This window comes from Streptosporangium sp. CA-115845 (assembly GCF_050943795.1).
Classification (GTDB): domain Bacteria; phylum Actinomycetota; class Actinomycetes; order Streptosporangiales; family Streptosporangiaceae; genus Streptosporangium.
Genome location: NZ_CP191988.1, coordinates 4,942,080 through 4,951,880, shown reverse-complemented (window position 1 = coordinate 4,951,880; position 9,801 = coordinate 4,942,080). Strand labels below are relative to the sequence as shown.

Sequence of the window (9,801 nt, the reverse complement as noted above, 5' to 3'; positions counted from 1 at the left end):
AGCGCACACACCGATGTCAACATCGAGAAAATCCCCCGTTTGCCTGAGTCATTATTCGCAGTCCGGCAGGCATCAATCACCATCCCCAGTGAGGTGATTGCATCTCAGTATACGGATCTTTAGGCCTGCCGACTATATGAATTCTGTACGGGAAGCTGCCGCCATCATAAGGGATGATGGAGCTCCGCCGAATGACCTTGCAGCGAACCTGACTACCTCTGCAATGACCTTACAGCGAACCTGGCTACCTTTACAAGGCTAACGCCGTCTTGCAGAATCACCGCATCGCATCGCCCAGGTCGCGCGAGGATGAAATAGGTTCACTCATTTCGAGAAGTTCGGAAGCGATACCACTCTGCCACCCCGGGTGCCGAGCGCGACACCGACCGTGATCACCCGGCTCCGTCGACATCGACTCAGGATTTCTTGTATCGACATCAACTCGGGCTTCCTTGTACCATTGCACCGGCGCCGCCAATCAATTGCCTGGCGTTCCTGTGTTCTTACGCACAGTTAACCGGCGCCGCTAATCAATTGCCTGGCGTTCCTGTGTTCTTACGCACAGTTACTCGACACGCCTCCGTCTGGACATCGCATTGCTCAGCGAGAGAAGAAAGAAGCGCGTGGAAAACATCGAAGAATTTGACGTCATCGTGGTAGGAGGCGGCCCTTCGGGCTCGACGCTGGCGGCGCTCGTGGCCCAGCAGGACCATTCGGTGCTCGTGCTCGAGAAGGAGAGCTTCCCGCGGTACCAGATCGGGGAGTCCCTGCTGCCGTCGACGGTCCACGGCATCTGCCGGCTGACCGGCGCGGCGGACGAGCTGGCCAAGGCCGGCTTCCCGCTGAAGCGGGGCGGCACGTTCCGCTGGGGCGCCAACCCGGAGCCCTGGCAGTTCACGTTCTCGGTCTCGTCCAAGATGGCGGGCCCGACGTCCACCGCCTACCAGGTCGAACGGTCCAAGTTCGACAAGATCCTGCTCGACAACGCCCGCCGCGTCGGCGCGCGGGTGCAGGAGCAGTGCGCCGTCCTGGACGTCATCGAGGACGGCGACCGCGTCACCGGCGTGCGGTACACCGACGCCGACGGCGTCGAGCGGCGGGCCATGGCGAAGTTCGTCGTGGACGCCTCGGGCAACAAGAGCCGGTTGTACAACCGCGTCGGCGGCAAGCGTGAATACTCGGAGTTCTTCCGCAGCCTGGCACTGTTCGGGTACTTCGAGGGCGGCAAGCGGATGCCCGAGCCCAGCCGCTTCAACATCCTCTGCGTCGCCTTCGAGAGCGGCTGGTTCTGGTACATCCCGCTGAGCGACACGCTGACCAGCGTCGGCGCCGTGGTCCGCCGCGAGATGGCCGAGAAGGTGCAGGGTGACCCGGAGAAGGCGCTCCAGTCGCTGATCGCCGAGTGCCCGATGATCTCCGATTACCTGTCCCCGGCCGAACGGGTCACCGAGGGCGACTACGGCCAGATCCGCGTCCGCAAGGACTACTCCTACCACCAGACCGAGTTCTGGCGCCCGGGCATGATGCTCGTCGGCGACGCCGCCTGCTTCGTCGACCCGGTGTTCTCCTCGGGCGTGCACCTGGCGACCTACAGCGGCCTGCTGGCCGCCCGGTCGATCAATAGCGTGCTGGCCGGTCAAGTCAAGGAGGAGGCCGCGATGCAGGAGTTCGAGGCGCGCTACCGCCGCGAGTACAGCGTGTTCTACGAGTTCCTGGTCTCCTTCTACGAGATGCACCGCGACGAGAACTCCTACTTCTGGCAGGCGAAGAAGCTCACCAACACCGCCTATCCCGAGCTGGAGTCCTTTGTGAATCTGGTCGGCGGCGTCTCCTCCGGGGAGAGCGCGTTCACCTCGGCCGAGGCGCTGGCTGAGCGGATGCATTCGCATTCTCAGGAGTTCTCCGACGCGGTCGGCAAGATGGCCGACGGCAGCGACGGCGGCTGGGGTGACATGCTGAACTCGTCGGTCGTGCGCGAGTCGATGGCCGAGGGCTCCCGCGTCCAGATGCACGCGCTGCTCGGGGAGGACGCCGAGCAGGAGCTCCCGCTGTTCGCCGGCGGCCTGATCCCATCACCGGACGGCCTGAGCTGGGTGCACGCGCCGACCGAGTGACCTGCATCTGACGTAATCACCTTGCAACAGGGACGAGAGGAGCGGCACGTGCGGATCGGAGGGAACGTTGCCCTGGTCACCGGGGGCACGTCGGGACTGGGCCTGGCGACGGTGCGCACCCTGCACGAGCGGGGTGCCTCGGTGGTCATCCTCGCCCGGTCCGCACAGGGCAAGGAGATCGCGAACGAGCTCGGCGAGCGCGTGGCGTTCTCACCCGGCGACGTGACGCGGGAGGCGGACGTCAACGCCGCGATCAATCTCGCCGATAGCCTGGGCACGCTGCGGATCGTGGTGAACTGCGCGGGCACCGGCAACGCGGTCAAGACCGTGGGCAAGGACGGCCCGTTCCCGCTGGCCGCCTTCGACGACGTCGTCAAGGTCAACCTGATCGGCACCTTCAACGTCATCCGCCTCGCCGCGGCGAGGATCGCGAAGGCCAGCGAACAGGGCGAGGAGCGCGGGGTCATCGTTAACGCCGCCTCGGTGGCCGCGTACGACGGCCAGATCGGGCAGGCCGCCTACGCGGCTTCGAAGGCAGGCGTCATCGGCATGACCCTGCCGATCGCTCGCGACCTCGCGTCGCTGCGGATCCGCGTGGTCACCATCGCCCCGGGGCTGTTCCACACGCCCATGTTCGCGCCGCTGCCCCGGGCCGCGATCGACGCGCTTGGCCGACAGGTGCCGCACCCGGCGCGGCTCGGCGACCCCGCGGAGTTCGCTTCGCTCGCCGCACACGTTGTGGAAAACCCCATGCTCAACGGCGAAACGATTCGGCTCGACGGCGCCCTCCGCATGGCGCCGCGCTGACGTCCGCCCGGGGCCCGGCCGCGCCGGGCCCCGGGGACGTTCACCCCGGCGGCGCGGCGGCCGCTTCCTTGGCCCGCCGCTGGTCCCCGCTCAGCGTCTGCAGCGGCTTCTCCTTGATCAGCACCACGGCGAGCACGGCCACCAGTGCGATCGGCACCGCCACGCGGAACAGGTCCGCAGTGGCCGCGCCATAGGACGCCTGGAAGACCGGCACCATCTCCGGCGGGAGCGAGGCCAGCGCGGGCACCTTCACGCTGCCGTCGCCCGTGACTCCCGCCCCAAGGCGCTCTTGCAGCAGCGTCGTCACCCGGCTGGCGAGCACGGTGCCCAGCGCGCCGACACCGATCGCGCCACCGAGACTGCGGAAGAAGCTCACGGTCGACGTCGCCGCGCCGAGGTTGCGCCCGGCGACCTCAATCTGCGCGGCCAGGACCAGGTTCTGCAGCAGCATGCCGATGCCGACGCCGAACACGATCATGTACATCGCGAGCACCAGGAAGCTGGTCTGGGAATCAATGAAGCTGAACAGCAGCACCCCAGCAGCCATCAGCACCGCGCCCGCCACCAGGAACCGCTTCCACCGGCCGTGCTGGGTGATTTGCCTCCCGGTGACGGTCGAGGAGACCAGCAGGCCGAACACGAGCGGCAGGGTCATCAGCCCGGCGACCATCGGCGACTTACCGAGGCTGATCTGCAGGTACTGCGAAAGGAACGTCCCGCTGCCGAACATCAGGATGCCGACCACGACGGTGGCGACCGTGGCCAGGGTGATCGTGCGGTTGCGGAAGATGCTCAGCGGGATGATCGGCTCGGCCGCCCGCGACTCGACGAACACCGCGAGCGCGAGCAGAACCAGCCCGGCGCCGACCAGGACGGCGGACTGCCAGGAGGCCCAGGCGTACTTGTCTCCGGCCAGCGTCGACCAGATCAGCAGGGCGCTGACCCCGGCGACGATGAGCGCGCCGCCGAACCAGTCGATCTTCACTGGGCGGCGCAGCACCGGCAGGTGCAGGGTTCGCTGCAGTAGGACGGCCGCAGCGACCGCGAGCGGCGCGGAGATGAAAAAGCAGTACCGGGGGTCTAAGGAACATCGGAACCGGATCGTGCGCTAAGCCCTCTCAGAGCAGGTCAGCGCTGCACAGCTTCTCCCAGCCCCCCGTTGGAAGCAGCTAGCCGCAGATACTCCATGATTATCTGCGATAGTGTCGGTGCCGTCCTGGGAAAATGCCTCCGCCGGGCGGGGCCAGACTCCATGGTTATCTGCGATAGAGCGCGAAGGCGTCGTGGGAGGGGTCCACAAGATCGGTGTCGAGCGGTCGGTCCTGGCGCTCAAGGACGCGATCGAGGGGTTTCTCGCCGGGGTGTCCAATCCCCACACGGCGCGGGCCTACGCCACGGCGTTGCGCGCTCTGACCGAGAAGTTCGGTCCCTACACCCCCATGACCGTGTTCGAGGGGGAAACCGCGGCTGATCGAGTCTCCGCCTGGTTCATCGAGCGGTGGGGTTCGGCTTCGGCCGCCACGGTCAACGCCCGGCTCAACGCGCTGTCCTCAGCTGTCGGCTGGTGGCGGGATCAGGGCTGGATCATCGAGGACCCGTTGCGCCGGCTCAAACGTCGGCCGGTCGAGGCCGACCGCACCCGTTCCCTGAATCGCGGCGAGGTCGCCGAACTGCTCGGCCGGGAAGGGATCGCGCTACGCGAGCGAACGCTGTGGCGGCTGCTGTACGAGTCCGCAGCGCGGTCTTCGGAAGTTCTGGGCCTGGATGTCGATGAACTGGACCTGCGCAACCGGCGGGCCCGGGTACGGCGTAAGGGTGGCGCGGTCGACGTCATCGTCTGGCGCACCGGCACCGCCCGGCTGCTACCCCGTCTGCTGGACGGGCGCCGGACGGGGCCGGTGTTCACCACCGACCGGCGGGCCCGGGTGGAACTGCCGCCGGCCGACGTCGACGCTGGCAGCGGGAAGGCGCGGCTGTCCTACCGGCGGGCGGCCGAGCTGTTCGAGGCCGCCACCGGCGGCTGGACACTGCACCAACTCCGGCACTCGGCGCTGACCCACGCGGCCGAGGACGGCGCCAACACCTCCACCCTGCTGGCCTACTCCGGGCATACCTCAGTCGTCTCACTGGCCCGCTATGCCCGGGTCTCCGGAGAAGCACTCGCGCGCTGGCAGGCCGGACGCGATCCCGCCGCCCGCAGGCGCTGAGGAACGCGCACTCTCAGCTGTCGATTCGCCGGATGGGAAGGATGGCCCTGAGCATGAGCGAATGGCTGGGTGCGGAGGACTTCCCCGAGCGCCGGCGCGCGGCGCTGCTTCGGCGCTACGCCTGGCTGGCCCAGAGCGAAGATCTTGTGGTGGTGACTGCTCTGGTGGCAGCCCGCGCGGTGGAGCTGTCCCGATCCTCGCCATCAGCGAGGTCCACAACCTGGAACAGGATCTTCAACAGGTCCTGCGGCGCGTCCCGCATGAGGTTGTGCCCGCTGTCCAGCGCGTACGTCCGCCACGAGGGGTCTTCACGCAACCGCTGGTAGACGGGGGTGAACGGGGATTGGCCGTCCCAGCCCGCGGCGTACACGTAGTCCCTGCGGCGGATGTGCGCGAGGTCGCTGGTGAGCTGGAGTGGCTGGAGCAGCGAGGCCAGTGGGTGGGGCGTGGCCCGTGGGTCGAAGAAGGGCAGCGGCCGTACCGCGTAGCCGGTCTCCACCACGTCCATGTACCATCGGCGCTCCTGGTCGGAGACGAGGGTCCAGGAGGAGTCGCCGGGCTCCGGCACCATGGCGTCCAGGTACACCAGGGCATTCACCCGTTCGGGTGCGCGGTCGGCGGCACCAGTGATCACCATCCCCCCGTAGCTGTGGCCGACCAGCACCGCATCCTGAATGTTTTCAGCGGCTAGCACACTGGTCACGTCCTGGATGTGCGTGTCGAGGTTCACTCCGCCGTGCAGCAGATGGCTGCGCTCGCTGAGCCCGGTCAGCGTCAGCGGGTAGACGGCATGCCCCTGCGCGCGAAGCTCGCCGGTGAGCTCCTCGAAGCACCAGCCGCCGTGGCACATCCCTGGGATGAGCACGAAGTTGCCCATGATCTTTCTCGCTTTCTCTTGTCGGATTTGGTGTCTGGTGGCTCGTGAGGCGCTGCCCGGGAGAACGTCGACCGCATGCGCGGTGTGTGTCGGGTCGCCGGTGTCAGACGCACGTCTCAGTTGTGTGCCGCGCCGGGCCGGGGTGCGCCGGGGCGTGTGCGGCCTCCGGCGATGGCGATCGCGGAGGCCGCGGCGCACAGGATCGCGGTCCACGCCAGGGTGGCCTCGGTCGAGGTGTGATCGGCGACCATGCCGGCGATCCACGGCCCGGCGGTCTGCCCGGCCGCGAACACCGTGGTGAAGGCCGCCAGCGTGGCGGTCCAGTCGGCGGGCGGGACGTTGCCCTTGATGAGGGCGGTGATGGCGGCGGGAACGCCCATGAATGTCGCCCCGTAGATGATCGCGGAGGCGAGGATGACCGGTGGCGTGGGTGCTGCCAGCGCCAGCGCCGCTCCGCCGGCCAGGATCGCGAGCAGGGTGGCCAATGCCCGGGTGGCGGCCCACTCGGCGGTGGGGCGGCTCCACAGCGCGGGCGCCGCAACGACGGCCAGGCCCAGCGCCGTCCAGGTGAGCACCACCTGCCCGAGCGAGGCGTGTTGGTCGGCGAGGTAGGCGGACAGGAAAGTGATGTAGGTGATGTACCCGGCGGCGAACAGCAGGTAGGCCAGGGCGGCCCCCCACAGCGGGCGCACGCGGACCCGGCCGGCCGCGGCGGCATGCGCGTCCTCGCCCGTGCTCGCCGCGCTCCAGCTCGCCACGGTCGCCAGTGCGGCAGCGACGGCCAGGCCGACCCAGGCCAGGCGCCAGTGCTCCCCCAACGCGGGAATGCTCACACCGCTGACAACGATGCCCAGCCCAGTGCCGGCGAAGTACACGGTGATGGGCGCGCTGGAGGCCGCGCGGGCGGCGACGCGCGAGGCGATCACGCCGCCGGCGACGAACACCACCGCCCCCGCCGCTCCGGCTGCGGCCCGCGCGGCCAGCAGCGCCGGGTAGGCGTCGCTCGCCGCGGTGGCAGCCAGCGACACGGCCGTGAGTGCCATCCCGATGCGGAAGGCGGCGGCGGTGCCCCAGCGGCGCACGACCGCGGCGGTCACCAGCGCGCCGAGGAGGTAGCCGAGCCCGTTGGCGGTGCTCATCGCCCCCGCCTCAGCCAGAGTCCAGCGCAGGTCCTCGCGCATGGCCGGCAGGAGCAGGCCGTAGGCGAAGCGCGCGAGCCCGAGCGCCGAGGCGGTGCCGAGCGCCAGCCGGCCCGCCTGCCACACCGCCCAGGGCTCCGCCTTCAGCGCCGTCTGCGTCATCGGTCCCGTCTCTCGGCGGCGCCATCGCCGCGAGGGGTCGCGTCCCGCACGTCCGAGACGTTCCGGATTCGCGGTGAGGCGAAAAGGTCTGGCATGACACTCCAAAGATAGAACCGATCGGTACGAACTCGGATGCTAGCAGCAGAACGAACCGACCGGTACGATCTATGGCATGCCAGTTCCCAAAGGCTCGACGATCGACCCAGAGCGCACCCGAGCGGCCATCCTCGAGACGGCCACCCGAGAGCTGTACCAGCGCGGCCTCGACGGCATCGGCGTTGCCGAGCTGTGCACCCGCATCGGGGTGTCTAAGGAGACGCTCTACCGGCACTTCGGCACCAAGGACGGCCTCGTGGAGGCCATGCTGCAAGCGCGCAGCGAGCGGGTCACGAGCTGGCTGGCCGAAGCCGCCGCAGCCGCCGGGGACGCCCCCGGCGAGCAACTCGCCGCGGTGTTCGACGCCCTCCAGCGGTGGTACGACGACCCGGTCTTCCGTGGCTGCGCGATACTGAACGCGGCCGCCCAGCACCACGTCGACGCCGTTCGCACTATCACCGCGCGCCACCTGGGCCACTACCTCGACCTCCTGACCGGCATCGCCAGCCGTGCCGGAGCCGTCGATCCGCCCGTCCTGGGACGACAGCTGCTCATGCTGGTCGAGGGGGCGACCGTCGTTGCCGCGTATCACGACACAGCCGGCGCCGGCGAGGCCGCCCGCAAGGCCGCGCTCACCCTGCTGTCCGCCGCCGCTCGCCCCAGCCTCCAAGACTGGCCTTCCTAGCTTCCTGTCTCAGCCGCCGATGCCCCGGTCAGGGTGAATGTGAGCTTGTCCCCTGAAGTGTGTAAAGGCCCTTCTTGGTAGATGGAGAGCCTTCTTTACCTGTTTTACTTGATCCTTCCCGGATAGGCGATGTCGAGTTCGATGAGTGCTTCACGCCAGCCGATGGTGCGTTGACCTTCGATGAGACGTGCGGTGCTGGGCGAGTTCTTGATCTTGCCGGTTTTCTCCTTGTGGGCTGCGCGTTCGCGGGCGCGTTTGTCCTCGATGTTGATGATGGCCAGCCAGAGGAGTTTGACCACGGCGTCGTCGCCGGGGAAGTGTCCCCGGGCCTTGGTGACCTTGCGCAGTTGATAGTTCAGGGACTCGATGCCGTTGGTGGTGTAGAGCAGTCGGCGCACTCCGGGGGTGAAGGCGAAGAACGGGGTGAAGCGGTCCCAGGCGGCTTCGAACACGCGGCCCGCCTGCGGGTACCTCTCGCCCCAGATGGAGGCGATGAAGTCGGCCAGGGCCTCGAAGGCCGCCTCCGCGCTGGGCGCGGTGTAGATCTTCTTCAGCTCGGCGGCCACGGCGGCCCGGTCGCGGCGGGCCACCGGCCGCAGTGCGTTTCTGATCAAGTGCACGACGCAGGTCTGCACGATGGTGTAAGGGAAGGCGGCGTGGATGGCGTCTTCGAAGCCGTTCAGGCCGTCGGTGCAGGCGATGAGGATGTCGCGCACGCCGCGGTTGCGCAGGTCGGTCATGACCGCGCTCCAGAACCGGGCGGACTCGCCGGCGGTGGCGTGGTCGAGCGGGGTCTTGGCGAGCCAGATGCCCAGCACGTGTTTGTCGCCGTCGGTGTCGATGCCGACCGCGAGGTAGGCGGGTTTAGCCTGCACCGTGTGGTTGTCGCGCACTTTGACCACGATGGCGTCCAGGAACACCACCGGATAGACCGCCTCCAAGGGCCGGGCCTGCCAGGTGCGGACCTCCTCCAGCACGGCGTCGGTGATGTTGGAGATCGCCTCATGCGATAGTTCGACCTCATAGATCTGGCGCAGGTGGTGCTGGATGTCGCGCACGCTCATGCCGTGCGCGTACAGGCTGATGATCATGTCGTCCAGGCCGCCGGAGACACGCCCGGCCCGCTTGGGCACCAGCACCGGCCCGCTTGGGCACCAGCACCGGCCCGCTTGGGCACCAGCACCGGCCCGCTTGGGCACCAGCACCGGCTCGAAGGTGCCGGCCCGGTCCCGCGGCACGGCCAGCCGCACCGGGCCGACGCCGGTTTGCACGGTCTTGCCGATCCTGCCGTTGCGGGAGTTACCCGTCCCGTTGCCGGCCGGATCGTGCTTGCCATAGCCCAGATGCGTCGACAGCTCGGCCTCCAGCGCGCGTTCCAGCACCGCCTTGACCAGCTCGCCCAGCATCGAGCCCTCGCCGGTCAGCCGCAGCCCGCCCGCTCCGTCACGCGAGCGCGTCAGCAGCAGGTCCAGCACCTGATCGCCGAGCAGCTCCCGCAGTGGCACCTCGCCTTCGAGCAGGGGTTTTTTCCCCGCCGTGACGAGCAGCCCGTGCCGGGCCTCCCGTCTGCTCGTGGTCGAATGTGGTGGTCAGAGCCGATGTTCCCCGTGTGTTCGTCATGATTGACGCTCCCCCCGAAGCGTTAAGATGATCTACCTTGACCATCTACCTACAGTGATCACTTCCACACTTAGAGTGATACCCCCTCATCGCG

Annotated in this window: 8 protein-coding genes; 4 read left to right on the top strand and 4 right to left on the bottom strand. The window is 68.3% G+C overall.

Annotation, left to right across the window (positions count from 1 at the left end; translation table 11 throughout):
- The first annotated feature begins 623 nt into the window (after positions 1-623).
- The gene (locus tag ACQP0P_RS24775) at positions 624-2,114 is read left to right on the top strand and encodes a tryptophan 7-halogenase (protein WP_433381547.1); all 1,491 of its coding nucleotides are present in this window, start codon (positions 624-626) and stop codon (positions 2,112-2,114) included.
- 48 nt (positions 2,115-2,162) lie between these two features.
- A complete protein-coding gene (locus ACQP0P_RS24770; RefSeq protein ID WP_433381544.1) occupies positions 2,163-2,921 on the top strand; it encodes an SDR family NAD(P)-dependent oxidoreductase in 759 nt (252 codons plus the stop codon).
- A 40-nt stretch (positions 2,922-2,961) separates the two neighbouring features.
- Here ACQP0P_RS24770 and ACQP0P_RS24765 read toward each other — a convergent pair whose 3' ends face one another.
- Positions 2,962-3,921 carry an MFS transporter gene (locus ACQP0P_RS24765; RefSeq protein ID WP_433381541.1) on the bottom strand — a complete coding sequence of 320 codons (960 nt, stop codon included), beginning with the start codon at positions 3,919-3,921 and terminating at the stop codon, positions 2,962-2,964.
- Positions 3,922-4,204: 283 nt separating this feature from the next.
- Here ACQP0P_RS24765 and ACQP0P_RS24760 point away from each other — a divergent pair, with 283 nt between their 5' ends.
- The gene (locus ACQP0P_RS24760) at positions 4,205-5,128 is read left to right on the top strand and encodes a tyrosine-type recombinase/integrase (protein WP_433381538.1); all 924 of its coding nucleotides are present in this window, start codon (positions 4,205-4,207) and stop codon (positions 5,126-5,128) included.
- Between the two features lie 115 nt (positions 5,129-5,243).
- Here ACQP0P_RS24760 and ACQP0P_RS24755 read toward each other — a convergent pair whose 3' ends face one another.
- Both ACQP0P_RS24755 and ACQP0P_RS24750 read right to left on the bottom strand, forming a co-directional pair.
- The gene (locus ACQP0P_RS24755) at positions 5,244-6,005 is read right to left on the bottom strand and encodes an alpha/beta fold hydrolase (protein ID WP_433381536.1); all 762 of its coding nucleotides are present in this window, start codon (positions 6,003-6,005) and stop codon (positions 5,244-5,246) included.
- A 116-nt stretch (positions 6,006-6,121) separates the two neighbouring features.
- Positions 6,122-7,306 (bottom strand): YbfB/YjiJ family MFS transporter, encoded by a 1,185-nt coding sequence (locus ACQP0P_RS24750; RefSeq protein ID WP_433381533.1) that lies wholly within the window; start codon positions 7,304-7,306, stop codon positions 6,122-6,124.
- Between the two features lie 172 nt (positions 7,307-7,478).
- Here ACQP0P_RS24750 and ACQP0P_RS24745 point away from each other — a divergent pair, with 172 nt between their 5' ends.
- Positions 7,479-8,087: a TetR/AcrR family transcriptional regulator gene (locus ACQP0P_RS24745; protein WP_433381530.1), complete on the top strand. Its 609-nt coding sequence runs from the start codon at positions 7,479-7,481 to the stop codon at positions 8,085-8,087.
- Positions 8,088-8,191: 104 nt separating this feature from the next.
- On the opposite strand, the gene ACQP0P_RS24740 is transcribed toward ACQP0P_RS24745, so the two are convergent.
- The gene (locus ACQP0P_RS24740) at positions 8,192-9,577 is read right to left on the bottom strand and encodes an IS256 family transposase (RefSeq protein WP_433382070.1); all 1,386 of its coding nucleotides are present in this window, start codon (positions 9,575-9,577) and stop codon (positions 8,192-8,194) included.
- Positions 9,578-9,801: the final 224 nt, after the last annotated feature.